This is a genomic window from Ekhidna sp. (genome assembly GCF_040220215.1).
Taxonomy (GTDB): Bacteria; Bacteroidota; Bacteroidia; order Cytophagales; family Cyclobacteriaceae; genus Ekhidna.
Genome location: NZ_JAVJTR010000008.1, coordinates 18,688 through 43,487, shown reverse-complemented (window position 1 = coordinate 43,487; position 24,800 = coordinate 18,688). Strand labels below are relative to the sequence as shown.

At 43.0% G+C, this 24,800-nt stretch carries 23 protein-coding genes; 5 read left to right on the top strand and 18 right to left on the bottom strand.

Annotation, left to right across the window (positions count from 1 at the left end):
• Nucleotides 1–55 precede the first annotated feature (55 nt).
• Nucleotides 56–280: a hypothetical protein gene (locus tag RIC88_RS01365; RefSeq protein ID WP_350215629.1), complete on the top strand. Its 225-nt coding sequence runs from the start codon at nt 56–58 to the stop codon at nt 278–280.
• A gap of 167 nt (nt 281–447) precedes the next feature.
• Here RIC88_RS01365 and RIC88_RS01360 read toward each other — a convergent pair whose 3' ends face one another.
• Nucleotides 448–1,611: a thioredoxin family protein gene (locus RIC88_RS01360; protein WP_350215628.1), complete on the bottom strand. Its 1,164-nt coding sequence runs from the start codon at nt 1,609–1,611 to the stop codon at nt 448–450.
• Between the two features lie 300 nt (nt 1,612–1,911).
• Between RIC88_RS01360 and RIC88_RS01355 the strand changes: the two genes are divergently transcribed.
• Nucleotides 1,912–2,634, top strand: a complete 723-nt coding sequence (locus tag RIC88_RS01355) for a lysophospholipid acyltransferase family protein (protein ID WP_350215627.1) — start codon at nt 1,912–1,914, stop codon at nt 2,632–2,634.
• A 46-nt stretch (nt 2,635–2,680) separates the two neighbouring features.
• On the top strand, nt 2,681–3,787 hold the full coding sequence (locus RIC88_RS01350) for a glycosyl hydrolase 53 family protein (protein ID WP_350215626.1): 1,107 nt from the start codon (nt 2,681–2,683) through the stop codon (nt 3,785–3,787).
• Between the two features lie 220 nt (nt 3,788–4,007).
• Here the strand turns inward: RIC88_RS01350 and ftsZ are convergent, their stop codons facing one another.
• The 17 genes from ftsZ to RIC88_RS01265 form a co-directional block, all read right to left on the bottom strand.
• Nucleotides 4,008–5,567: a cell division protein FtsZ gene (ftsZ, locus tag RIC88_RS01345; protein ID WP_350215625.1), complete on the bottom strand. Its 1,560-nt coding sequence runs from the start codon at nt 5,565–5,567 to the stop codon at nt 4,008–4,010.
• 61 nt (nt 5,568–5,628) lie between these two features.
• Nucleotides 5,629–6,924, bottom strand: a complete 1,296-nt coding sequence (gene ftsA, locus RIC88_RS01340) for a cell division protein FtsA (RefSeq protein ID WP_350215624.1) — start codon at nt 6,922–6,924, stop codon at nt 5,629–5,631.
• A 21-nt stretch (nt 6,925–6,945) separates the two neighbouring features.
• Nucleotides 6,946–7,704: a cell division protein FtsQ/DivIB gene (locus RIC88_RS01335; protein ID WP_350215623.1), complete on the bottom strand. Its 759-nt coding sequence runs from the start codon at nt 7,702–7,704 to the stop codon at nt 6,946–6,948.
• A complete protein-coding gene (gene murC, locus RIC88_RS01330; RefSeq protein WP_350215622.1) occupies nt 7,697–9,091 on the bottom strand; it encodes a UDP-N-acetylmuramate--L-alanine ligase in 1,395 nt (464 codons plus the stop codon). The genes RIC88_RS01335 and murC overlap by 8 nt, the downstream gene beginning before the upstream one ends.
• A gap of 199 nt (nt 9,092–9,290) precedes the next feature.
• Complete coding sequence (gene murG / locus RIC88_RS01325; protein ID WP_350215621.1) at nt 9,291–10,370, bottom strand: undecaprenyldiphospho-muramoylpentapeptide beta-N-acetylglucosaminyltransferase; 1,080 nt, start codon at nt 10,368–10,370, stop codon at nt 9,291–9,293.
• 26 nt (nt 10,371–10,396) lie between these two features.
• Complete coding sequence (locus RIC88_RS01320) at nt 10,397–11,548, bottom strand: FtsW/RodA/SpoVE family cell cycle protein (RefSeq protein WP_350215620.1); 1,152 nt, start codon at nt 11,546–11,548, stop codon at nt 10,397–10,399.
• 100 nt (nt 11,549–11,648) lie between these two features.
• Nucleotides 11,649–13,028, bottom strand: a complete 1,380-nt coding sequence (gene murD / locus RIC88_RS01315) for a UDP-N-acetylmuramoyl-L-alanine--D-glutamate ligase (protein ID WP_350215619.1) — start codon at nt 13,026–13,028, stop codon at nt 11,649–11,651.
• Complete coding sequence (locus tag RIC88_RS01310; protein ID WP_350215618.1) at nt 13,028–13,396, bottom strand: hypothetical protein; 369 nt, start codon at nt 13,394–13,396, stop codon at nt 13,028–13,030. Before RIC88_RS01310 ends, murD begins: the two co-directional genes overlap by 1 nt.
• Nucleotides 13,396–14,571 carry a phospho-N-acetylmuramoyl-pentapeptide-transferase gene (gene mraY / locus RIC88_RS01305; protein WP_350215617.1) on the bottom strand — a complete coding sequence of 392 codons (1,176 nt, stop codon included), beginning with the start codon at nt 14,569–14,571 and terminating at the stop codon, nt 13,396–13,398. Before mraY ends, RIC88_RS01310 begins: the two co-directional genes overlap by 1 nt.
• Before the next feature lie 103 nt (nt 14,572–14,674).
• Nucleotides 14,675–16,126 (bottom strand): UDP-N-acetylmuramoyl-L-alanyl-D-glutamate--2,6-diaminopimelate ligase, encoded by a 1,452-nt coding sequence (locus RIC88_RS01300; protein WP_350215616.1) that lies wholly within the window; start codon nt 16,124–16,126, stop codon nt 14,675–14,677.
• On the bottom strand, nt 16,126–18,225 hold the full coding sequence (locus RIC88_RS01295; RefSeq protein WP_350215615.1) for a PASTA domain-containing penicillin-binding protein: 2,100 nt from the start codon (nt 18,223–18,225) through the stop codon (nt 16,126–16,128). The genes RIC88_RS01300 and RIC88_RS01295 overlap by 1 nt, the downstream gene beginning before the upstream one ends.
• A gap of 94 nt (nt 18,226–18,319) precedes the next feature.
• On the bottom strand, nt 18,320–18,685 hold the full coding sequence (locus tag RIC88_RS01290; protein WP_350215614.1) for an FtsL-like putative cell division protein: 366 nt from the start codon (nt 18,683–18,685) through the stop codon (nt 18,320–18,322).
• 65 nt (nt 18,686–18,750) lie between these two features.
• Entirely contained in the window at nt 18,751–19,677 is a 927-nt protein-coding gene (gene rsmH / locus RIC88_RS01285; protein ID WP_350215613.1) for a 16S rRNA (cytosine(1402)-N(4))-methyltransferase RsmH, read from the bottom strand.
• An 82-nt stretch (nt 19,678–19,759) separates the two neighbouring features.
• Nucleotides 19,760–20,203 carry a division/cell wall cluster transcriptional repressor MraZ gene (mraZ, locus tag RIC88_RS01280; protein ID WP_089358058.1) on the bottom strand — a complete coding sequence of 148 codons (444 nt, stop codon included), beginning with the start codon at nt 20,201–20,203 and terminating at the stop codon, nt 19,760–19,762.
• A 382-nt stretch (nt 20,204–20,585) separates the two neighbouring features.
• Nucleotides 20,586–21,257 (bottom strand): hypothetical protein, encoded by a 672-nt coding sequence (locus RIC88_RS01275; protein WP_350215612.1) that lies wholly within the window; start codon nt 21,255–21,257, stop codon nt 20,586–20,588.
• A gap of 20 nt (nt 21,258–21,277) precedes the next feature.
• The gene (locus RIC88_RS01270) at nt 21,278–21,559 is read right to left on the bottom strand and encodes a hypothetical protein (protein WP_350215611.1); all 282 of its coding nucleotides are present in this window, start codon (nt 21,557–21,559) and stop codon (nt 21,278–21,280) included.
• A 244-nt stretch (nt 21,560–21,803) separates the two neighbouring features.
• Nucleotides 21,804–22,244 (bottom strand): hypothetical protein, encoded by a 441-nt coding sequence (locus RIC88_RS01265; RefSeq protein ID WP_350215610.1) that lies wholly within the window; start codon nt 22,242–22,244, stop codon nt 21,804–21,806.
• 183 nt (nt 22,245–22,427) lie between these two features.
• Between RIC88_RS01265 and RIC88_RS01260 the strand changes: the two genes are divergently transcribed.
• Together RIC88_RS01260 and RIC88_RS01255 are read left to right on the top strand one after the other, a co-directional pair.
• Nucleotides 22,428–23,189 carry a hypothetical protein gene (locus RIC88_RS01260; protein WP_350215609.1) on the top strand — a complete coding sequence of 254 codons (762 nt, stop codon included), beginning with the start codon at nt 22,428–22,430 and terminating at the stop codon, nt 23,187–23,189.
• Nucleotides 23,190–23,372: 183 nt separating this feature from the next.
• Nucleotides 23,373–24,794, top strand: a complete 1,422-nt coding sequence (locus RIC88_RS01255) for a DUF5689 domain-containing protein (RefSeq protein WP_350215608.1) — start codon at nt 23,373–23,375, stop codon at nt 24,792–24,794.
• The last annotated feature ends 6 nt before the right edge of the window (nt 24,795–24,800 follow it).

Sequence of the window (24,800 nt, the reverse complement as noted above, 5' to 3'; positions counted from 1 at the left end):
ACAAGAAAATAATAAGGAAAGCAGAAAGGAATGGGTATTATGGATGATGGAGCGGGTGGGCAAATCAAATAGTAATGTTTCAAATAGACAATTTTGGCAGCAGCATAATAAACCGATTGAACTTTGGAGTCCAGAAGTAATTAATCAGAAAGTAGACTACATTCATGAAAATCCCGTGGAAGCAGGTTTTGTATCAGAACCAGAGCATTGGAAGTATAGCAGTGCTATTGATATTGACTATGCAGGAGGCAAAGGAATGCTTGAGATTGATTTTGTTTGATGTAAGAGGTACGAGCTACAAGCTCGCACCAGCAGAGAGATTTTAATTTTCATGGCGCAGTGCGTATTTGATACCTGCCTGCAAAGGCAGGCTTTGAATGCACCGGCAGATAAGCTACTTTTATTGCAATTAATAAAGCTCGGAGGCCACAGCGCAATATCTGAGCGTTACCCCCCCTCAAACTTTTTCAATTGATACTCAAAGTGAGAGGTGTCATCGTATAGTTCACGTGCAAGCTCCAAAGCTCTTTTTTCCAGATCTATAGCCTTCTTTTTATTTCCAAGCTTAAACTGGAGTGAGGCATACGTATCTATGATGGAAGGTTCAGGCATTTTAGTGACAGCCTCCTGCGCCCAGGAAGACGCAATTTCCAGTTGGTTTTTATTGTCAACAAAAAGATAAAACTTCCAGGCAAGTTCATTCAATTCTTTCGGATCTTCCACCCCGGTCATTCCTACCAGCTCAACCGCATATTCGGCATATTCCGGCCAATTTTCAGTAAACTCTGCATAATGTAAGTTCATCATGACTTTGAGCGTGTCGGCACCTGTAAACGTTACCTCTTTAATAGAATGGAGCAGTGCACGCATGCCATAATCGTGAAGTTCTTCTGCCTCATATACTTCCTGGTATTGAGACAAATACGTATCGTAAAGCTTTGCGTTCACCATTCGCGCTCCTACTTTCTCATCAAATTGAGCCTTGTTTTTCAGCACATATTGAAACTCTCTGCTATATATATCCCACTGGTACGCAGCAAATACCTCCCAGGGTGTTTCATTGGTTAAATCGCTCAACACCACTCCTTTTAAATATCCTGCAGCAAATCGCTCTGCATCCAGACAGGCCTCTTCCAGCATTTCCAGATAATCCAGCATAAAATCAGCGTTACGATCGCCATCGTCATATCGCTTTTCCATCGCCATTAGTGTGACACTATCTTTCAGGGCTTCCTCTCCTAACATCAGAAACTGACCGGCATCCATTGCTCCACATCCTCTGTGCACTACTTCTCCATTTCCGTTAATGAAAAGAAATGATGGGAACACCCCGACAGCATATTCCTCTGCAAGCTCAACACCGGGATAGTCTTCCATATCGAGGTGAAGATTGATGAAATTTGAATTGTAATAATTAGCTACTTCAAGATCTGTGAAGGTATATTCCTCCATTTCCTTACATGGCTCACACCACTCAGCATAGGCATCCAGGAATATGAGCTTTCCGGTCATTCTCGACTTAGAGACGGCCTCATCCCATGAATTTTCAAATTTAATTTGGGCACTCAAACCGAGTGGAATGATCAGAAATATCAGCATCAGTTTCTTCATGGCGGAAATTTCATCAAAAAAGATGAAATAGTATAACATCCATTAAAGTGTACGGTCTATTGTTCGATTTCGCACATTTACAATAATGCTAAATACATGTAAGTATCTGATTTTCATACGGTTGCTGTTTATGGCACAGCAATAGAGGTAATAGCGGAAAAACTACTCAAAACAAGGACTAACACGCTCAATTACCTACTTACTCTACTATGAAAGCCCCGTCAATTTTGTCGGGGTTATTTTTTACTCCTCCTATCTTCCAGCCATGTTCTTTAATTTCGAGTTGACAAAAAAAAATTCATGGGAAAAAAGAATATTTTCGGACAGTCAATCTGGATCAAAAAGAAAATCTTTCAGACAGTTGGCAGACTGGTACTTTGGCACCTTCTCAAACCTAATAAAGTTGTTGTTTCCGGCAGCAAAGTGCTCACAGAACTACCTGAACAAAACGTCCTCTTCATCGCCAATCATCAGACCATCTTCACAGATGTCATCGCCATGTTTCATGCGATGTTTGCAGCTCTGAACGGGCAAATAGATTCCATTGAAGACTGGAGCTACCTGAAGAATCCTAAGGTGAACGTATATTATGTAGCGGCGCGTGAAACCATGGAAAAAGGCTTCTTTGCTAAAGTGCTGGCCCTGGCAGGAGCAGTGACGGTAGACCGAACCTGGCGGAAAGGTGACGAGATGATCAAGCGGGAAGTGAATCCGGACGATACCAAATCCATTGGCATGGCGATTAGAGATGGTTGGGTAGTGACATTCCCGCAGGGAACCACCCGTCAAGGAGCACCCGTACGTAAGGGAACAGCTCACATTATCAAGCAACATAAGCCTGTTGTAATTCCTGTGCGTGTGGATGGCTTTAGAGAAGCGTTTGACAAAACAGGGATCAAACGAATTAAAAAAGGGGTAACCCTTTCCCTTAAATTCGGGCAGCCGTTGAAAATTGATTATGAAAATATATCCGTAGAAGAGTTAGTGAAAAAGATTGCTGTGGCCATTGACGAGGAGAATTAGGGTAATTGTCAACTCCCCTGTATCAATAGGGAACTAAACGAAAAACATGAAAAAGACATTGATACTTTCTTTTTTGGCAATCGCAACAAGCACTTTACTGAACTGTAGCAGTGATAATACTCCTGACGTAGAATCGAGTTTTTTCAGTCAATATGATAACCGAAACTTTGAAATGGGTTTTAGTACATGGCCCTATGCTCCAACGGTAGCTTCCGTCAATAATACGTATGATTTCATAGAGGCCAACACAGATGTATACTCCGAGCATCTGGACCTAAGTGTGCCATGGGATGCCTGGATGAACAATACAGAACTTCCTACTGCTTTTACCGATGAGATCATCTCGCGTAAAAACAGGAAAATTGCTAATGCAAAGCTGGCGGTTTCAGTTAGTTTTTTAAACCTTTCCAGAGATGACATAGCCACCGAATATGATGGCTCCACTCCTACATACACTGCATTGAATGATCAGGCAATCGAAGATGCCTATTTCAAACATCTGGTATACATCACCAATGAACTTAATCCGGACTATCTCATTGTAGCCATAGAAGGAAATGAATTGCTGGTGCATGATCCGGATAAATGGGAGCAATACAAATTGCTGATGTCAAACATCAGAACCCGCATAAAGGAGGAGTTTCCATCAATGCCCATTTCTGAGTCTATGACATTGCACAATCTCTACAATCCTACGGTAGATAGTCCTAATATTTATATCAACGAGGTGGTGAGTTATGCCAATTCACACGATTTTGTGGCTATAAGTTTTTATCCATTTTTCAAAGGGCTAAGCACGGAAGAAGATTTTCAGAATGCATTCGATTTCCTTCATGAAAAGATCACCAAACCGATTGCTTTTGCAGAGACCAGCCACTTGTCTGAAGACCTGACTGTAGATTCCTTTGATCTGTTTATTCCGGGGAATGAGGCAGAACAAAAAGACTATTTGGAAACACTTCTCACCAATGCCCAGGAGGAGAACTATCTCTATGTGATTTGGTGGGCGTACCGCGACTATGATGAGTTATGGGAAACCTTTCCTGATGAAGTGAAAGACCTGGGTAAATTATGGATCAGTACCGGCATTCTGAATGAGGATGGTGCCGAAAAGGAGGCGCTTGAATCATGGGAGATAGCATTTAAAAAGTGATGTCATTATTAAAACAATCAAGCCCCGACCTTGGCCGGGGCTTATTCTTGGCAGAATGCCGGTACTAGACCAGCGATGTATGACTAACACCTACGTTAACCATGTTTTTAAAGTCAGTCTGAGTTACTCGACTGTCTGTCCTTCGACAAGCTCAGGATGACACTCGAGCTCAAGACGACAATCAAGGAGAGAAATAAATTAAACTCCTCTAGGCGATAGCCTAGTCCACGTTATCGTGTAAAAATTTATTATTTCCTAAAATCTGATTTTCCTCGTTTAGGTTGAACTTAGAGATGTTTCGCTCCGCAGAGTGAGGCACATTCTGAAGTTTGATCTTTTTACGCTCGTAGGCAGGCACATCCAATCTCTCCTTGAACTCCTCTGTAGCCATCTCAAACTTTTTGCTATTAAACATCGCTTCTCGCTCAGCTCTTTCTTGTGCTAATCTGACTTGCTTAGAATTTGGCGAATCATGAAATGCATCAGAGATATTCACTTCATCTTCGTGTACTTCTTCGTCCTCATCATTGTCAAAACCATTGGTGAAGTCGAACTCAAAAGATGATTGTTTAGCAGGTCGCTTGCTACGTTGCTCTTCTTCTTCTACCTCACGCTTGATCTCATCTTTTAGTGAACTGAACTCATAATCCCAATCTTCAACACCCTCTTTATCACTATCCTCTTCAATTTCAAACATGAAATCGGATGTGTTGCCTTGTTTCTTGGAATCATCGATCTCTTTTTGCGATAGCAGATCAAATCGTTTGGCTTCCTCCTCCTTGGAGATGTATTCACCATCTTCATCTACTTTGCCAAAACCTGTTGCAATAACGGTTACACTGATATTCTCGCCTAAAGAACTATCCACACCGTGACCGAAGATCACCTCTGCATTGTCGCCAGCGTATTCCTGGATGTAATCCGTGATATCCGTCAACTCATCCATTTGAAGCTCTGCTTCCTCACCTGAAATGATGGAAAGCAAGATCTTCTCAGCACCATAGATATCCTGCTGATTCAGCAATGGCGAGTTAAGCGCTTCTTCAGCCGCTCTTCTTGCTCTATTGTCCCCTATGGTTTTCGCAGAACCCATTACCGCCGGACCAGCACCTTTCATTACAGTCTTCACATCTTCAAAATCGACGTTTACATAACCAGGAACAGTTATAATCTCGGCGATTCCTTTTGCTGCAGTGGTCAATACATTGTCCGCCTGACCAAATGCTTCGCTTATGGAGAGGTTTCCATAAATCTCCCGAAGCTTGTCATTCATGATGACCAAGACCGTATCACAGTACTTTTTCAGTTCTTTGATACCATCCTCTGCGGCTTGCATTTTTTTCTTTCCTTCAAAAGCAAATGGAGCGGTCACAATGCCCACCGTAAGAATATCCAGCTCATTCGCCACCTGAGCAATAACCGGAGCAGCACCTGTACCGGTACCACCACCCATTCCAGCTGTGATAAAGACCATTTTCGTGTCTTGCGAGAGTAGGTCACGAATCTCTTCTTTACTTTCGATTGCGGCATTTTTGCCTCGTTCAGGATTTGCTCCTGCACCCAAACCACTCGTCAGATTGGTTCCAATCTGAAGCCTGTTTGGTACTGCGCTGCTTTCCAGCGCCTGGTGGTCTGTATTACAAACCACGAACTCTACATCCCGGATCCCCAGGCTGTACATGTGATTAACAGCGTTGCTGCCACCACCACCAACACCCACCACCTTGATGATGGATTTGTGATGTGACGGTAAGTCGAATTGATACATATTTTCTGCCATAATTGTATTATTTAAAGTCCACAGTTATTTAGTCGACAATCGGCTGAATGGCTGTTGACTGTTAATTAATCTTATCATCAAAATCATCGATCAGAAGGCCCTTCGTTTTCTCCAGAATGTTGGAAAAAAACTTGTTGCCTTGCTTTATTTTTTTCTTTCCATCTCCCTTGTAAGCAGGAGCTTCCGAATACCTAGCCTGACGGATGTCCAGCGCCTTAAAGCCTGAAAGTACCAGTCCGACAGTGGTCGCAAACATTGGGCTCTTCGCTGCATCCACTTTGCTTTTACCCAGATGCTCGTTTGGATAACCGATGCGTGTATCCAGTCCGGTCATGTATTCAAACAGCTGACTCAAATTGGTCAATTGCGAACCTCCACCTGTCACCACTATACCAGCCGCCAGCTTCTTATTGAAGCCAGAACTAATAATCTCCGTGTGCACCAGCTCAATGATTTCTTCCATTCGTGCCTCGATAATGTGAGCGAGGTTCTTGATCGAAATCTCCTTAGGAGGACGGTTTCTTAAACCAGGGATTGAAACGATCTCGTTCGGACTGGCTTCTTCAGAGATAGCCTTGCCAAATTTTGTTTTCAGCAACTCAGCCTGATGTTCCATCACCATACAACCCTGCTTGATGTCTGAGGTAATGATGTTACCACCAAATGGAATGACTGCCGTATGTCGGATGATATTCTCATAGAAAACAGCCACATCTGTGGTGCCACCTCCAATATCCACCAGGCAAACACCTGCTTCTTTCTCCTCATCAGAGAGAACAGATAAGCTGGACGCGAGTGGTTCCAAAATGAGATTCTCAATCTGGAGCCCAGCTTTCTTCACACACTTGTTTATGTTGTTGATCGCATTGGTCTGAGCAGTGATGATGTGGAAGTCAGCCTCCAGCTTCACTCCTGTCATCCCTACCGGATCCATGATGCCATCTTCATAGTCTACGATATAATCTTGAGGCATCACATGAATGATTTCGCTACCCGGAGGAGTGACAATGCGATGCATGTCGCTATTGAGTCGTGCTAAATCTTCGATGGTGATCTCACCATCTTTATTTTCACGGGTAATGCCACCATGATGAACAGCACTTTTAATGTGCTGCCCGGCTATGCCAACATTCACCACACCTATATCGATACCTGACTGTTCACTTGCTTCCGCAATGGCCTTTTCAATGGCTCGAACAGTTTTGTCGATATTGGTGACAATTCCACGGATCACACCATCAGATACTGCCTTGCCCATGCCGAGTATCTCGAGCTTTCCGTATTCATTTTTCTTGCCTACAATGGCACAAATCTTTGTAGTGCCAATGTCTAGTCCAACGATGATTTTATCCTCCATAATTTCTTTATTTCTCGGTGATTATTCGCAAATAATTTGATTCTCAAATTTCAGATTTACCCGGTCATAGGTATTCCAACCTTTCTTAGGTAAAATCTCTTTGTAGAAAGTCATCAACTTTGAAAACTTTCCTTCTAAATCCTCAGGTCTCCCAAACTCAATGACCTGCTTCGTTACCTGTGGATACATGTCTATCTCTCCATCTTTTCGAATGAAGATATGTGCGATCTGGGCTCTCCAGAATTCATCTTTCTCAATAAAGGTCAGCAGGTCAAATACCTGCTTTCCATACTTACTTTCCTTTAAATTCTTCTCCCACATAAACTCAAACTCAGTCTCCATCAATGGGACTCTGGCCGTGTGCTTCGCATTGACTGGCAATACCCGTCCATCTGAATCTATGTAGCGATCTTTTTGACCGTCAATAAATAATCGTGCAATGGGTTTACTCTGCTCTACTTTCACTTTCAAGTTGCCTTTCAGATCGCGGTATACCTGCGCATCTTTTACGAATGGATTTGCTTCCACTCGCTCTTCCAGCACCTTCGGATCCAGATCTCCCATTTCCACACCGATGACATAATCGGTGCTTTTATCGGTCATAAGGTCTACCACTTCCAGTTGGTCTGTGAAGAAATTTCCTTCCTGATCCAGGATTTCTACCTTCACTTCTTCTACCTCTCTCCCATTGTTTTTAATACCTGCAAAGGTGATCAGCGAAATCAACAATAACCCGCTGAAAGAGTAGATCAGGATATTTTTCTTTTCTTCCTTACTCATCTTCAGTTGATTTAGGGTTGAACTTATTTTTCATGTACTCAGCGATCTTTGGAACCTCCCGGTCAATATCACCGGCACCAAGGGTCACTACAATATCCAGGTTGTGATTTTCCAATTCGTCCAACAAGTATTCTTTAGCAATCATGACCTTCTTCTCGTTTTCCATTAAGTCATAAATAGACTTGGAAGTAACACCTTCAATTGGTTTTTCTCTTGCAGGATAGATATCCAGTAAAATCACTTCATCTGCCTTGTCAAGTGCTTCTGCAAAGCCTTTCTTAAAGTCATTTGTTCGGGAATAGAGATGCGGCTGAAAAATAACCGTGATTTTTCGCTTACCTGCCAATGATCTTACTGATTTTAGGAAAGCATTAATTTCTTCCGGATGATGTGCGTAATCATCGATCAACGTAGCATGTGGGCTTCTGAAGACATACTCGAAGCGGCGCTTCACACCTTTGTATGACCTCATTAGTTTCCTGATCTCGCGTCCATCCATTCCCATATCTACAGCTACTGTGATTGCAGCAAGGGCATTTTCTACATTATGATATCCTGGGAATTCGAGATGAACATCCGAAATTTTCTCCATACCATATCGATATGTGAAAACAAATGCACCATTTACAATTCTCAAAGCATCTGCTACAGCATCTCCATTTCGGATCGCATAAGAGATGTATTTGTTCCCCGGATTGATTTTAAAACCAGCGTCTGAATGCATGAGTACTTTGCCTTCCTTCGGGGTTTTCTTCACAAACTCCTCATAGGTATCGAGCATGGCAGTCTCATCACCATAGATATCCAGGTGATCCGGATCGAGCGAGGTGATGATCGTATAGTTGGGATTGAGTTGCATGAAAGAACGATCGTACTCGTCAGCTTCCACAACAACCGGAGCGTTCTCATCTCCAATAATCAGGTTGGTACCTGTGTTGGCCATAATACCTCCAACAAATGCTGAACATCCCTTTCTGGAATGGCTCAACAAATGTGCGATCATTGAAGTTGTGGTTGTCTTCCCGTGTGTTCCGGCTACCGCGATGGTGAAATGATTTTCGGTAATCATACCCAGTACTTCGGATCGCTTCATTACCGTGAAGCCATTGTCACGGAAATAGTTTAGTTCTATATGCTCTGCAGGAATAGCTGGCGTATAGACAACCAGTATACCCTCTTTTGCTAAAAACTTGTCATCGATCAAGTCAAGCTGATCTTCATAATGCACGTCAATACCTTCTTCGATCAGCTTCTTCGTCAGATCGGATTCGGTTTTGTCGTACCCGGCAACAGGAATTTTCTTCGCATGAAACCATCGAGCCAATGCACTCATGCCGATACCTCCGATACCGATGAAATAGGCGCTATTTACTTCGGCTAGTTTCATGATTGATACTTGGTTTTAAACATCCCCCTGCTGACGCGCAAATCCAACACACCCTCGAATTGTCGAACTGCCTTTGAAGAGGGGATTATTATCCTTTCCGTCATTCCTGCGCATGCAGGAATCTCGTTCTTATGATGAGATTCCTGAATTCCGCTATGCTTCATCAGGAATGACGTTCTTGATATGTTTATTGAACTGTTCACTCAACTAATTTCATTACCTCGTTAGCGATATCAATGGCGGCATTTTCATGCGCCATTGCTCCAATATTATTAGACAGCTTTTCCTGTCGCTCTTTATTTTTCAGTAAAGCCATCGCTTCGTCAATCAGCTTATCCATTGCCTCACTATCCTTTACCATCTCAGCAGCGTCATTGTCGACCAACGCCTTGGCGTTAATCGTCTGGTGATCTTCAGCCACATTTGGAGAAGGGACTAAAATGGACGGTTTTGCTGTGAGCATTAATTCAGCAATGGAAAGTGCCCCTGCCCTGGAGATCACCACATCGGCACATGCATACGCAAAGTCCATTTGAAGGATGAAGTCCTTCAAAATCACTTTGCCTCCTTTGCCTTCTGCCCGTTTCTCCATTTCATCCTTATAGAATCCACCGCACTGCCAGATTAATTGAACAGCTTCTTTTTCCAGCTTCTCTAAGCCGGATAATACGCTTTCATTCAAAGTTCGCGCACCTAAACTTCCACCAATAACTAAAAGGGTGGCTTGCTTTTCATCGAGTTCAAAGTGCTTGAATGCCTCGGCTTTACGGTTAGGATTTAGCTTGATCGTTTTTCTTACAGGATTCCCCGTAACAACTATTTTGTCAGCTGGGAAGTATTTCTCCATGCCATCATGCGCTACACAGATCGTGTTAGCTGATTTTGAAAGCCATTTATTGGTCAATCCAGCGTATGAGTTTTGTTCCTGAATAAGTGTAGGAATTCCTTTTCTCCCAGCCACATAAAGCAAAGGGCCACTGGCGTATCCTCCGACACCTACAACTGCATCCGGCTTAAATCTTTTTATGAGTTTTGAAGCCTGTCGAATGCTCGATAACAGTTTGAATGGGAACATCAAGTTATCCGCAGAAACCTTTCGCTGAATTCCGCTAATCCATAAACCTTCAATCTCAAAACCAGCCTCTGGGACTTTCTTCATTTCCATTTTTCCTTTTGCCCCTACAAAAAGAATTTCTACAGATTGAAGCATATCTTTCAGAGCCTGTGCTATGGAAATAGCCGGGTAGATGTGGCCGCCTGTACCTCCACCACTGATCATAATGCGATATGTTCGTTCCTGTTCGATTACGCTGCTTCTTTATATTGATTTCCTATAGTTCCTCCAAAATTGTCAATCTCACCCCTGCTAACGCTGAGTATAATTCCCAATGCCACCCCGGCAAAAAGCTGTGATGTACCTCCCATACTGATGAAAGGAAGTGTCAGTCCGGTCACCGGCCCGAGCCCTACAGCTACTCCCATATTCACCAATGCCTGTACCACAAGAGCAAAACTCAATCCAGCTGAAAGTAAACCTCCATATGCCCGATCATTTTGCTCCGCTGCTTTCATCCCGCGATAAAGAAGTGCGAGGTATAAAAACAAAATCAGCACACCTCCAATCAATCCGTATTCTTCCAAAATGATTGCATAGATGAAATCTGAATATGGATGCGGTAAAAAATTTCTTTGATCACTTTGTCCAGGGCCTTTGCCAATCACTCCACCTGAAGCGATCGCGATGTAAGCTTGCTTGGCCTGATATGGGGTGTCATTATTTATATAGTCTTCTACTCTTGAAATAGCAGTACCACCTCTCTGACCAACCATGAAGGCCACAGAACCAAAGGAGGCACAAATCACGACAAGCATTCCAAGATATTTCATTGGAACCCGACCAATGAAAAGTACTAGCATGCATGTCAGAAATAAAAGGATTGCTGACGAGAAATTGGTCAATGCGATTAGGCCACAGATCAAACCAATCCAGAATAGCATCGGGACAATTGCTTTTTGAAAATCATCAATGGATTGCTGACGCTTGGAAAGCATACTGGCTAATGTTACCAGCAATGCCAGTTTAGCAAGATCGGAAGGTTGAAATGCCTGGTTGATCACCGGGATCGTTAACCAACGAGATGCCTCATTGATATTGGTACCAAACATCCAGGTAAACAATAGCAGCGGTACACATAGCCAAAGTACAAGGCGTGAAATTTTTGAGTAGTATCGGTAATCGATTCGGTGTGCAAGCCAGATTGCTCCTAAACTCACAATCACGAGAACCGAGTGCTTAATCAGATAATACTCCGTGTTACCATCCATCATTTTGTAGGCCAGACTGCCTGTAGCGCTGTACACCACCAAAATGCTAAATAGTGAAAGAATCAGCACGATGAACCAAATCACCGGGTCTCCTTTCAGATTTCGATATGCCCAATTTTTTACCTCGTTCATGCTACTTGAATTTTGGATTTAACATCCCATACATTCCTCCCCCTAACCCCCTCCAAAGGGGGAAATTGATTCATTAAGGATATGGAGAACTGCTTTCTCATTAGACTTCTTTGGCTTTTAATGTCTTCGCAAGCTTGTTTACTGCACGCTTGAATTTATCTCCACGATCTTCGTAGTTGCTGAACAGGTCGAAGCTTGCACAAGCAGGAGATAGCAATACCACATCACCCTCTTCGGCCCATTCATGTGCCTGATCTATGGCCTTTTTAACAGACTCCACCTCAGCAATCAAATCCAGTTTTGAACCGAAATAGCTCGTCAAAGCCCGATTATCCTTACCCATGCAGATCAGCCCCTTAACCTTCTTCTTCACCAACTTTTCGATCTGTGTGTAGTCGTTTCCTTTGTCAATGCCACCCGCAATCCAAATGATATCGCCCTTCACTCCGTCTAAAGCATAGTAGACAGAATCTACATTCGTCGCTTTAGAGTCATTGATGTATGCCGCACCATCGATTTCCTTGACAAATTCCAATCGGTGTGGTGCATTCTTAAAATTCTTAAGTCCTTTCAGGACCATTTCCATTGGCACTTCCATGCAAAGTGCACTCAATACGGCCGCCATGCTATTGACCATATTGTGCTTTCCGATCAATGAGATCTCAGAGACCGGAATCTGGAATTCAGCAGCATCGTGCTTGTACTGAAAGTTGAAAATCAGATGTTCATCCTTCAGGTAGGCGCTTAGCTTATTGTTGTTAGAAGCTGACATGGCAAACATGCTGGCCTCTATTTTTCTTCTACTTATTTCTTCCGTCACCGGAGCAGAATCCGCACAGTAAATGAAAGCCTGCTCGTTGGTCAGGTTTTCTATGATCCTGAACTTGGAGGTGACATACTTATCAAATTTGTACTCATATCGATCCAGGTGATCCGGAGTGATATTCAGTAAGACTGCCACATCCGGACGGAAATTTTCAATCCCATCCAGCTGGAAGCTGCTAACCTCTACTACATAATAATGATAACCACCTTCAGCCACGAGCCCCGCAAGGCTCCTGCCGACATTACCACCTAATGCCACTTTGTATCCTGCTGTTTTGAGCAGGTGATGCGTAAGCAAGGAAGTAGTGGTTTTTCCATTGGTACCTGTAATGGCAATAACTTTTGCTTTGTCGATAAATCGGTATGCAAACTCTATTTCAGAAATGACAGGAATGTTATTGCCAACCAGTTTTTGCACCAACGGAGCTGAATCCGGGATGCCGGGGCTCTTCACCACCAAAGACGCATTCAGAAGTAGTTCTTCGGAATGGCCACCTTCTTCAAAATCAATTTTCTGACTTTTCAACGTTCTTCTGCGATCAGAAGCCAGGTTTCCTCCGTCAGAAAGGAATACCTCATAGCCCTTTTGACGAGCAAGTATGGCGGCACCAACGCCGCTCTCACCTCCACCCAATATGACTATGCGTTCGTTCATTATTCTTCTTCTTTTACTTTTTTACCAATAATCAAGTCGAAGCATCTTGAGTAGATGGCCATCAAGTCATACCCCTCCTTTACGAAATCATCAATCAGGCTGATCTTCTGCTTTTTGTTGGCCAATTCCAGTTGATCAAGGATGAAAAGAATCTCATCCGTCTCATCTTCCAAGAGTCCCATTATCTTATTGAAAACCGAATGGGATGGCGCCTTCAATAGCTTCAAAAACTGATCATCGATCTTTCTCGCACTTCTTATCAGCATAGAAGTGGCCTGCACCAAGGTGCCTGTTGGGATCAATTCCGAAAGCTGCACGGCACCCTTTTGGAACTTCTCATTTAATTCATGGATTTCTGTTACTGTCATTATCTGATTTTTAGAGTTGCTAATGTGAAAATGGCTAAGAGTATCCCTACCGTCCAGAAGCGGGCTACAATCTTGGCCTCATGAAGTCCTTTCTTTTGGTAGTGATGGTGAAGCGGCGACATTAAAAAGATGCGTCTTCCTTCTCCGTATTTCTTTTTGGTGTATTTGAAATAAGACACCTGAATAATCACCGATAAATTTTCGATAACCAGAATTCCGCATAGTATCGGAATCAATAATTCTTTTCGAATGACAAAAGCCAACACAGCGATAATACCTCCAAGCGAAAGACTGCCAGTATCGCCCATGAAAACTTGAGCCGGGTATGCATTGTACCACAAGAAGCCAATACAAGCTCCAACAAATGCCGTACAGAAAATCACCAGTTCTCCTGAGTTTGGGATAAACATGATGTTGAGGTAATCGGCAAAGATGGCATTACCGGATAGGTAGGCGAGCACAGCAAGTGTCAAACCAATTATGGCACATGTTCCGGCTGCCAAACCATCCAACCCATCGGTAATATTGGTACCGTTGGAAACAGCAGTAACAATAAAGATGACGACCAATACATAGAGTGCCCATGAATAATCCACTAAGAATTCCGGCAATAGCCAATCGTATTGGAACTCATTGTTTGCCACAAATGGGATGGTTGTTAACAGTGAGTTTTCATCCTTGAATGCCTCACCCGAGAAATCCCTCACTACAATGTCTTCATGGAACACCATGACAAGTCCAACCAACAAACCAAGTCCGATCTGTCCAATTATCTTGAATTTACCTCTGAGGCCTTCTTTGTTTTTCTTTTTTACTTTCAGATAATCGTCCAGGAAGCCGATACTGCCCATCCAAAGAGCGGAGATGATTAACAGAATGATGTAGATGTTGCTGAGATCAGCAAAGAGCAGCGTTGGGATTACTATGCCTGAAATGATGATGATGCCTCCCATGGTAGGTGTCCCTTTCTTTTCCATCTGACCTTCCAATCCCAGGTCACGAATGGATTCACCTAACTGAAACTTCCGTAGCATATTGATCAATTGCTTACCAAAAGTGATCGTGATCAAAAGCGATAGCAATGCTGCCATTCCCGCTCGGAATGAGATATACTGGAACAGTCCCGCTCCCGGGAAGTCTATTTGATTGAGATATTCAAATAAGTAGTTCAGCATCTTTCGATTTTAGATTTATAAGATTTTAGATTGAGAATTAACCCACCCCTAACCCCTCCAAGGAGGGGAATTAACTGTGCATTATATTTTCTCTTAATCCTCATCAATTCAATTGCTCTTTCAATATTTCTCGATCGTCGAAGTGATTCCTCACTCCATTAATTTCCTGATAGGTTTCATGCCCCTTTCCGGCCACCAGGATGATGTCCTGATCGCTAACTAGATTACAGGCCGTTCTGATCGCTTCTTTTCTGTCCGAAATGATCATCACGTTTCGCTCCTTCGATTTTGGAATTCCCTCTTTCATATCCTCCAAAATCTGCTGCGGATCTTCTGTCCGTGGATTGTCTGACGTGAGGATGATCTTATCACTAAAGCGCGCAGCGATCTCCGCCATCTTAGGACGCTTCGTTTTGTCCCGATCTCCACCACAGCCTACTACAGTGACCAGCATTTCATTCTTGGTGCGTAGATCATCAATTGTTTTCAGCACGTTCTCCAAAGCATCCGGTGTGTGGGCATAATCCACGATTGCCATGACATTGGAGGTGTTTTCTACTCTCTCAAAGCGACCACTTGCACCCGATGTAGTGCTCAACCCGCTTAGCACATCTTCCTTCTCCTCTTCCAATAGGATTGCCACCGCATAAGCTGTAAGCAGATTGTAGGCATTGAATTCGCCTATCAACTTGAACCACACATCCACTCCATCAAAATTTAATTCCAAGCCCTGAAGCGTATTGTGAATGATTCGCACCTTAAAATCCGCCATGGAGCGAATACCTAATCGGTGTTTGTTTGCTTTCGTATTCTGCAGCATCACCATCCCTCGCTTGTCATCCACATTTACCAATGCAAATGATTCAGACGAAAGGCCGTCAAACAAAAGCTTCTTCGCGGCGATGTACTCGTCGAATGTCTTGTGGTAATCCAGGTGATCGTGGGAGATATTCGTGAATACTCCACCGGTAAAATGAATCCCGGACACACGATTTTGTACCAGGGCGTGGGAACTTACTTCCATAAAACAATGCGTACATCCACCTTTGACCATTTCGGCCAAAAGCTGGTTAAGTTGCACAGCATCAGGAGTGGTAAAGCTGGTGTCTAAGACCTTATGGTTAATCTTATTCTCTACTGTTGAAAGTAAGCCCACCGAGTAGCCCAGGTTTTGGAAAAGCTCGAACAGTAACGTCGCACAAGTGGTCTTGCCATTCGTGCCCGTGATACCTACAAGCTTAATATTTTCTGATGGTCGTCCATAGAAATTCGAAGCAATGATGCCCAGGGCTTTCGCTGAATTGTCTGTCTGAACGACTGTGATTCCTTTTGGTAAATTTTTAGGTGTTTTTTCGCAAACGATGATCTTTGCTCCTTTATCTATTGTGGATTCAATGAAGTCATGACCATCTACGGTCAATCCTTTTACCGCCACAAACAGGAACCCAGGCTCCACTTTTCGTGAATCAAAAGCTACCCCAAGAACTTCCTCTTCCCGGTTTCCGGTAATCGACTGGAGCGAAACGCCAAACAATATGTCTTTCAACGTCTGCATCAGCTCATCTGAAGTTTAATGGTTGAACCTTTGGCTATTCGTCCACCCGGAGCAAGTGACTGAGTCGCAACGCGACCTCTTCCGTTCACTTTTACTTCCAGGCCTAAATTTTCCAATACATAGATCGCATCGCGAAGTGTCATGCCTCGTACGTCCGGAATCACTTCGTATTTCACCGTATTTCCTTTCCAGTATACCGCATCATTGATGACATCAGTTTTTACCCATTCAGCTTCCGTTTTTGTGTGATTGGAAATACCAAGCTCATTGCATATCATGGTCAATTCGTCACGTTTTCCTGCTTTGATGTATGGAAAAATACCCGTTACATAAGTTCTTTCCTCAGTGCCAACCTCATGCATATCCAGCTCCAATGAGTAGATCTTGTCTGCTATTTCTTTGAATACCGGTGCAGATACATCGCTACCATAGATCTGGTATCCTTTCGGATTATCAATCACTACGATGCAGCTATACCGAGGTGCCTCAGCCGGAAAATATCCAGCGAATGAGGTGTAATACTCTCGTACATATCGCCCATTCTTCACCTTCTTAGCGGTACCTGTTTTACCGGCAATTTTGTAATGTGAGTGATTGATGTTTTGGGCTGTACCCCGTTCCACCACACCTTCCATCATCATCTTTACTTTTCTTAACGTCTCTTTGGATGCGATGCGATCGTTGATCACCTCGGTATCAAATTCTTCCACCATCCGATCAGCCTTCATCACGCCTTTCACTATCATCGGCTTCACCATTTTGCCATTGTTGGCAACCGCATTGTACAAGGTGAGCATCTGAAGAGGTGTCATTTTCAATTCATAGCCGTGAGACATCCATGGAAGTGAAACCCCACTCCAAGTGCTATCTGATGGGTCTTTAATGTATGGCTTGCCCTCTCCTACCATCTGAAAATCAAGTGGTTGATGTAGATTCATGCGCTTTAGGTAGTTGATGAATTTCTCCGGATTGTTTCCGAAATGCTGAGAAATCAACTTCGCCACACCAATATTGGATGACTTTTCAAAAACCTCCTGTACCGTGAGTGTACCAAAGCCCCCCGGCTTATGATCACGCATGGTCTTATCAAAAAACTCGAGGCTGCCATCACCGGTGTTGATCGTATCCGTCAATTTAATATCGACCTCCTCCAGCAATGCAATCATACTTGCAAGCTTGAACGTTGAACCCGGTTCTCGTGAACCCTGATTTCCTACTGCATAATTGTATCTTTCATAGTAATCTCCGTCGGTATTCCTGCTCAGATTAGAAATGGCTTTGATTTCCCCGGTATTTACTTCCATCACGATTGCCACGCCATAGTCTGCATTGTGCTTTTGAAGCTCATCCAGCAAAGCTGATTCTGTCACATCCTGAAGATCCACATTAATAGTTGTCTGGATATCATATCCATCGACCGGACGTTTCTCGGTACCGTCATAGATAGGCTTCCAACCTCCTCCGGCCATTTTTTGATAGAGCCCTTTACCGTTTACTCCGGCCAGCTGCTTATTAAAGCTGTATTCCAGTCCAACGGTCCCACGATCGTTTGCATTTACACTTCCAATGGTGCGGATGCCTAAATGCGAAAAGGGCAGAAATCGTTTTTCTACCTTTTCGAACAGTACTCCTCCTTTTAACCGACCTTCTCTGAAGAGCGGCCAGTTTTCCATGTGTTTTTTATCCTGGTAGCCAATTTCCTGACGATTAAGGGTCAGGTAACGGCGACCTTCTTTCCTGGCCTGATCTATTTTTCGTTTGTATTGTGTTGGTGTCAAATCGCCGTAGTAGCGCGACAGCAAATAGCACAACGAGTCAATATTGTTTTTGTAGAGTCCGTTGGTAGGTAGATATGGATCAATCGCTAACCGATAGAATGGCAATGATGTCGCCAGTAAGCTTCCATCATCAGCATAAATGTTTCCACGCGTTGCTTTTACATTCATTACCTGCATGCCCAGGGTTTCGCCGAGGCTTCTCCACTCCTCTCCTTCAATGAACTGGATCTTGGCAATACGAAGCACGACTGCTCCCGCCACCAAAAAGGTGAGGATGAATGCGATGCGCACGCGCAGTACTATGTCTCGTTTTATGCTCATTTTTTTAGGTCAACAGCCATCCGTCGACAGTCGACTGATAGACTGTGGACTGACCGTTGGTCAATTTCAAAAAATGTTATTTTGTTACCTGTAATCACTTTGTTTCAACTTCCCTGATCAATACGGGTAACTCTTTACTCTCTTTTAACCCGAGCTCTGCCGCTCGTTTTGCCACCTCCGATTGCTTGCTCTCATACATGAAATCCGCTTTCAGGGTAGTATAATCTGCTCGTAAATCCTCCACCTCGTTTTCGAGATGGTTGATATCACGAACCTTCTTTTCCGCGTAATGGCGGTTGCCGATGTACAGCAGACATAAGAATGCCAGAAATAGAATTTGGGGAAGAAAACGCACGTGTATCACCTCGCTCATGGAGCTGTCCATGCGTAGAAAGCGATTGATGAGACGGAATAAGCCTCCTCGCTCTTCTCTTTGGGGTAATTTGTAGGTGTTCTTCATTTCTTAAAAGTTTGAAGTTTGAAGCTGGGAGTTTGAAGCTGGAATCACTTCCATCTTCTAGCATCCTACTTCACACTTCTTTTCTTGCCAATACGCAGCTTAGCGCTTCTCGCTCTGCTGTTTTCTTTAATTTCTGCCGCTGTGGGGATGATGGGCTTTCGGTTCACCGGGTCTAACACCCTGATTGGATTCCCATAAAAGTCTTTTTCATCGACCCCTTTAATGTTTCCTTTATTGATGAAGTTTTTGACCGGTCTGTCTTCCAGTGAATGATAACTCATCACCACCAGCCTGCCTTCTGCCTTTAGCACTTCGCCAGCCTGCACCAAAAACTCCCTGAGTGCGTCCATTTCATCATTTACCTCAATGCGTATGGCCTGAAAGACCTGTGCGAGGTATTTGAGATCCCGACCTTTTGGAGCGTTCTTCATCGCAATTGCTTTCAGCTGCTCGTTGGTCTCTATGGGTTGGTTCATTCGGAAACTCACAATCTCTCTAGCGAGGGTTCGCGCATTTCTGATTTCACCGTATGCACTCAAAATATGTATCAGATCCTTTTCTTCGTACTCGTTTACTACTTCCCTGGCGCTTTTAGCAGCGGCCTGATCCATGCGCATATCCAGCTCACCTTCTGCCCTAATGGTGAATCCGCGCTCTGGCTCATCAAACTGATGGGAGCTAACTCCCAAATCGGCCAGGATGCCATCCACTTCTGTGATGCCGTGTAGTCTGAGGTACTTTTTCAGGTATCTGAAGTTTGACTCAATAAATGTAAAAGAACGTTTGCCAGCTTCTTTCGCCAGCGGTAGTGCATTTTGCTCAGCGTCTTTGTCCTGATCAAAAGCAATGAGGTGTCCGGTTGTCAACTTGTCGAGTATCGCTTTGCTGTGTCCGCCACCTCCGAAGGTCACATCCACGTATACTCCATCTGGTTTTATGTCCAGCCCGTCCAGGCATTCTTGCAGCATGACCGGGTTGTGATATGCGGTCATAGACCGCCTTTTTTGTCGGCCCAAAGTTCCTGTTTGCAACTTTCGAATGATCCCTTAGCGTTTTCCATATCATTCAAATGCATTATTCGTCAAGAAACTTCTGTGCCAGCTCTGAGTATTCGCTATCGTCACTGATCATGTGCTTATCAAATACTTCAGGGTTCCACATTTCTATATAGTTGCCCGTGCCGATGAGGAGTGCCTCCTTGTCTATCTGCGCATGAGCGAGCATCTGTTTCGGGATCAGGATGCGGTTTGCATTATCCAGCTCCACCTGCGCGATGCTCCTGAAAAATGTCCGTTTCAACTTCCGTTGTTCCGGATCGAATTCACTCAATGATGAGATCTTGTGGTGTATCTTTTTATACTCCACCATTGGGTAGAGGATTAGGTTCGGCTCGAATCCCTTCCGAATTATCAGTTCTGCAGTGGAGACCTCCGGAAGGTTGACCTTGATCTTTGCAGGCAAGACCAACCTTCCTTTAGTATCCAACTTACACTCATATTCGCTTGTAAAAAACGTCATACTGAGCCTTGAAAAATATAAACCACCGAGACAAATGTAATCAACTTTTCCTATTTTCCCCCACTCTCCCCCACTTTCATACACAAAATATCACAAAATGCCCATTTGTGCATTAAATCGATGATTTTAGGCTTTAAATGAATGTTCTGTGAATGAGTGAGTTATGAAAACGAGGCGGTTAGACTACTTTTTTGAATAAATTTTGTGATTTGGAACTTGAAAATTGGAATTTGAGAGATTTGGTGGGAGATGGTGGGGAGGACTGAAGAATGTGGGAGGTGGTGGGGAAGATTTGTCAGGGGTAATTAAATTAGGTTTAGGAATCCTCGTTACAAACGAGGACTAGATTGAGATGCTAATTGAAAAGGAGGACTAGATTGGGTTACTTATTAATCTTAGCCCACAGCCTTCCGAAGAAAAAACCAACAGGAACTGCAATAGCAATTGAAACCAACCAGAAGGCTCGCTCATCCCAAGACATATTAATTTCACGATAATCAAATTGAATTTTAATGGTTCTTAGAAAAAAACCTACCATAATTAAGCCTAGGATGAATAAAACCCATTTCCATTTCCTAAGTATCCACCTGAGAAGCGTGAAAAAGATTGAAGTCCAGTGAATTTTTTTGTAATCCGAAGGATTAGGTTTGATTTCGTCTAGTTGTACATCATTGGATTGCGTAGAGTTCTCTAAAATCTCCCTATTGACTCTCGCTTCATTTAATGCACTTTCACTTCTATCTATAATTTTTTTGATACCCTGAAGCCAGGCTCGTAACATGTTTTGGCAATGTCTAAAATCTTGCTGAGAACTATCTGAATTTCCATTGAGCCCTTTCCATGACAATATTATTGTTTCATTATTTGAAACCTCCATCGTAAAATGAAAGTCCTCAGGCCTGTGTAAAGCGATTAACTTGATTTTACTTTCATTAAATTCACTCTGCCATATATATTTCCCCAAGCTATCACGCTCTAGTTCCTTTTTAATCTTGGTCATTTGATGCGGCCCAAATTTGAAACCACCCATGCCGTCAGAAATTAACCCATACATAACTCCAATGATTTGTTTTGTTAGAATATCCTATTAAAAAGCCTGAGGAAGTAATTACCTATTGAATAGTACAGCCAGAAAATAGCTGCAAATCCTAAAGCCATCATAGGGATAAATGAAAGCGCCATTAGAAATCCACCAATTCCATAATATGGCTGATCGTTAAAATTAAAAGGAATAACTCCAAACAGGATAAGCAAACTTAACGGTACCATCCAAAAAGCAAGAAAGAAAAACATGTTCCAGAATAGTTTCCCAAAAAGGTTTTCAGGTTTATCCTCAAATTGTCTTAAGTATTTCATGCTTTAGGTTTGTTTGGCTTGCTAGCTAATATAACAACCCTCTCACCCCCTTCAAAGGGGGGATTAGAAATAACTGAGGAAGATGCCTGATAAAGTCTGAAGTGCATCAGATTCCCAAGTCTCGCTCGTACCTCACTCGCAAGGGAATACCGACTCATACCCTATTCCCTTGGGAGGACAATTTTTAAAAATTGTCCGAGTCATGGGAATCTGATTGGTGTGTCTATCCTTTTGGGTTTTGGAATCAACCACCAGTGATAAACTCAAACTCAACAGGCTTTTTAGTATCCAATTTTTCTACAGTAACCCAAAAAGCCTTTGTCCAACCCCTTCTACAGGCTCCAGTATTGCTCACTTCGCATTTGACATTATATTCTGATCTATTAGACGTGATCTTCAAGTTATACTCAGGCTCACTGCAACCTCCAGTTTTAACAATAAAGCCTAAAAGAGTATGCGTATTGAAGTCTATTGAAGAGAACCCTTGGTTCCTGCACTCCTTATTTTTCGAGCGTAATCCCTTCATCTGATCAAAGTACTCTTTCCTTGAATTAATTACATATTCATCCTTTTGATTATCAACCAAATTGAGACAAGTAATTTCAATAAGTTCATAATCAATAGTTTCTTGACTATACGAATTGAGTGCAACAAGAACTAAAAGAATGGCGCTAAAATGTTTCATACAAAATATCAGAATGCTAAGGTAACCCTCACCCTCGAATCGTAGAACTACTAAAAAGGGAAGTTAGAAATAACTGTGGAAGATGCCGGATCAAGCCTGCCTGCCGGCAAAAGGCAGGTCCGGCATGACATTCAAGACTGGGATGAAAACTTACTTTGGCCTCATAATTGTTTTTACTCAATCATGAGACTCACCATAGCTTTAATTCCATTTGTATTTGTTAGCTGTTTGCCCAAGCTCCTTGTGCCTCATGATTTCTCTATCGAGCAGAATAATGATGAGGCATATGTCGAGGTTGATTCCATCTCGGTATCACTTGTGAACCTAGAGGTTAAGAGTGATCATTATGTTTTTGGGATGGAGGTACAGAACCATAGTGATCAGCCTATTTTCATAGACCTGGAAAAAATCCGGAAGTACGCGCACCATCTTTCTTATCGGGAAGAGGAAGCCAAAACTTTTCAGGAAATTACGATCGCGATGACCCCAGGCAAAGTGAAAAGGTTTTTTGAAAAGAAGAGAAAAGATAGCGAAGCAGCTGCTGTATTCCTCTTTTTAGTAGGTGCTGCCATTACTACTTACGATGCTGTAAAAGATCATCAGGATAATCGGAAGGAGCACTGGACCGAGGAAGACTCGAAAAAATCTGCCAGACGTGAAATTGCAACCGCAACCACTTTGCTTGCTACTGATATTTTAACTGATGCGGCACTACAAACCAAAGAGGTCGCAAATACGGAACTGAGATACTTGCCAACAGAATTATTTGACAGGGAAGTAATATATCCGGGTGAAAGCTATTCCGGCAAGTTACTGTTCAGAAGGATCGCAGAAGTAAAGAACTATCATCGAATCACTTTTCCGTATGAGGGAAAAATGCTTCACTTTGATTTCAGGAAAGCTACTTTCAAGGAACGGGAGTTTTTGTTTGGAAGATATCGTTGATCTCCCTTTCAAATTGGGTAATGATTACAACCTCCCATGAACGAAAATGATCACAGGACAGCTCTCATCGTCCGTAAATGGACAAAATGATGGAAATAGCATCATTTAAATTTTGAATTTCTAGGATTTTTTCAATCTGGCATTCGCTTTGCTAAGCCGCTCTCAGTTTATCACTGATGAGCTATGAAATCAAAAATATCAATATTAATAATTGCGTTGTTGGCTCTTGGATGTTCCAATGACGATCGTGTAGCAGCCCCAGGTAAAACCGTGGTGGCGTTTGAAAGCAATACGCTTTCTCTTGATGAGGCTGATGAAGCCCTAGTTGTGACTATTTCATTTGATCAAGCTGCTCTAGCAGACGGACAAGTGGAAGTATCTTTTGGTGGTACTGCCACCAACCCTGAGCACTACATAGTGCTACCAGAATTAGAAGATGGGATCCTTATATTGAACTTTGAAGAAGGCGATGAGGATGTCCAGTTTCTATTGCTCCCTGTCAATGATGATGTAAATACAGGCAACAAGACTGTTTCATTAGAGCTTGCCAATCCTTCTGAGGGATTTGAATTGGGACATCATAAGCAACTTGCAGTAAACATTGCCGACGATGATGATGATCAAGGTGAAAACATTGTAGCGGCTGTCACCTTTGTACAGGTAAGTAGTTCTATTAACGAGGACAATGTAAACGGTGTTGAGGTGGCATTGATGCTATCTCATGCTTCTGCAGTTCAGGAATTGGTAGAGTTAGCGGTGGGTATCCCAACCAATTTTGAATATGGCGTTCACTTCTACACCACCCCGGAAATGGTGGACGGAATGATTCCGATCTATTTTGAAGCCGGTCAGGTGAGCAAAAGCTTTACTTTCTATCCTATTAACAATTCCTCGTTAAATGATGATGTAGAATTTATCTTTACTATTAGCAGCTGGACTTCCGGTCTGGATCAGGGCGAACAGTTTGACACTCGGCTGACATTGATTGACGATGAGGAAGACGCTGTTGCTTCACTTCATTCTATCCAGGAACTCAGAGACTATTTTGAAGCTCATGAAGGAAATTGGTTTCTTCCGACCGACTACTTCATTGAAGGAGTGGTTACCAGCACCAACAATGTTGCAAATGAAAAAAGCATCTATATCCAGGACGAGACTGGTGGCATCATGTTGATTTTTATTGCTCCAAATATGCTGACCAGAGGCACAAAGGTTCGTTTAAATCTGAAAAATTCAACAGGTGAAATGGTTAATGATCAAAAGGCACTGATTGGAGTGGAAGATCGGATCGGAACCACATTAGCCACAAATGTACATGTGCAGCCTCGTGAGATTTCGATTGACGACCTGATAGCCGGAACATATTCCGGTCAGCTGGTAAAGATCAACGGAGTTCACTTTAGTGAGGCAGACGGTGTGAGAAAGTGGGATGGTTCTAATTATATCTCTGATGGGGTAAATCCTCGCAAGGGCCTTGTCGCAACATATAGTCATGTTGATTTTAGCCAGGATGTACTTCCGGAGGGTACCTTTTCAATTACAGGAGTTGTGGGATCATGGAACCGCTTACACGTGATCAGCAAATACTCTGTTCAATATTTTTAAGCAGGA

Bases quoted from the DNA above. Each gene is read 5' to 3' on its own strand.
- RIC88_RS01360 (WP_350215628.1), bottom strand. From the start codon at position 1,611: ATGAAGAAACTGATGCTGATATTTCTGATCATTCCACTCGGTTTGAGT.
- RIC88_RS01355 (WP_350215627.1), top strand. From the start codon at position 1,912: ATGGGAAAAAAGAATATTTTCGGACAGTCAATCTGGATCAAAAAGAAA.
- RIC88_RS01350 (WP_350215626.1), top strand. From the start codon at position 2,681: ATGAAAAAGACATTGATACTTTCTTTTTTGGCAATCGCAACAAGCACT.
- ftsZ (WP_350215625.1), bottom strand. From the start codon at position 5,567: ATGGCAGAAAATATGTATCAATTCGACTTACCGTCACATCACAAATCC.
- ftsA (WP_350215624.1), bottom strand. From the start codon at position 6,924: ATGGAGGATAAAATCATCGTTGGACTAGACATTGGCACTACAAAGATT.
- RIC88_RS01335 (WP_350215623.1), bottom strand. From the start codon at position 7,704: ATGAGTAAGGAAGAAAAGAAAAATATCCTGATCTACTCTTTCAGCGGG.
- murC (WP_350215622.1), bottom strand. From the start codon at position 9,091: ATGAAACTAGCCGAAGTAAATAGCGCCTATTTCATCGGTATCGGAGGT.
- murG (WP_350215621.1), bottom strand. From the start codon at position 10,370: ATGATCAGTGGTGGAGGTACAGGCGGCCACATCTACCCGGCTATTTCC.
- RIC88_RS01320 (WP_350215620.1), bottom strand. From the start codon at position 11,548: ATGAACGAGGTAAAAAATTGGGCATATCGAAATCTGAAAGGAGACCCG.
- murD (WP_350215619.1), bottom strand. From the start codon at position 13,028: ATGAACGAACGCATAGTCATATTGGGTGGAGGTGAGAGCGGCGTTGGT.
- RIC88_RS01310 (WP_350215618.1), bottom strand. From the start codon at position 13,396: ATGACAGTAACAGAAATCCATGAATTAAATGAGAAGTTCCAAAAGGGT.
- mraY (WP_350215617.1), bottom strand. From the start codon at position 14,571: ATGCTGAACTACTTATTTGAATATCTCAATCAAATAGACTTCCCGGGA.
- RIC88_RS01300 (WP_350215616.1), bottom strand. From the start codon at position 16,126: ATGCAGACGTTGAAAGACATATTGTTTGGCGTTTCGCTCCAGTCGATT.
- RIC88_RS01295 (WP_350215615.1), bottom strand. From the start codon at position 18,225: ATGAGCATAAAACGAGACATAGTACTGCGCGTGCGCATCGCATTCATC.
- RIC88_RS01290 (WP_350215614.1), bottom strand. From the start codon at position 18,685: ATGAAGAACACCTACAAATTACCCCAAAGAGAAGAGCGAGGAGGCTTA.
- rsmH (WP_350215613.1), bottom strand. From the start codon at position 19,677: ATGACCGCATATCACAACCCGGTCATGCTGCAAGAATGCCTGGACGGG.
- mraZ (WP_089358058.1), bottom strand. From the start codon at position 20,203: ATGACGTTTTTTACAAGCGAATATGAGTGTAAGTTGGATACTAAAGGA.
- RIC88_RS01275 (WP_350215612.1), bottom strand. From the start codon at position 21,257: ATGTATGGGTTAATTTCTGACGGCATGGGTGGTTTCAAATTTGGGCCG.
- RIC88_RS01270 (WP_350215611.1), bottom strand. From the start codon at position 21,559: ATGAAATACTTAAGACAATTTGAGGATAAACCTGAAAACCTTTTTGGG.
- RIC88_RS01265 (WP_350215610.1), bottom strand. From the start codon at position 22,244: ATGAAACATTTTAGCGCCATTCTTTTAGTTCTTGTTGCACTCAATTCG.
- RIC88_RS01260 (WP_350215609.1), top strand. From the start codon at position 22,428: ATGAGACTCACCATAGCTTTAATTCCATTTGTATTTGTTAGCTGTTTG.
- RIC88_RS01255 (WP_350215608.1), top strand. From the start codon at position 23,373: ATGAAATCAAAAATATCAATATTAATAATTGCGTTGTTGGCTCTTGGA.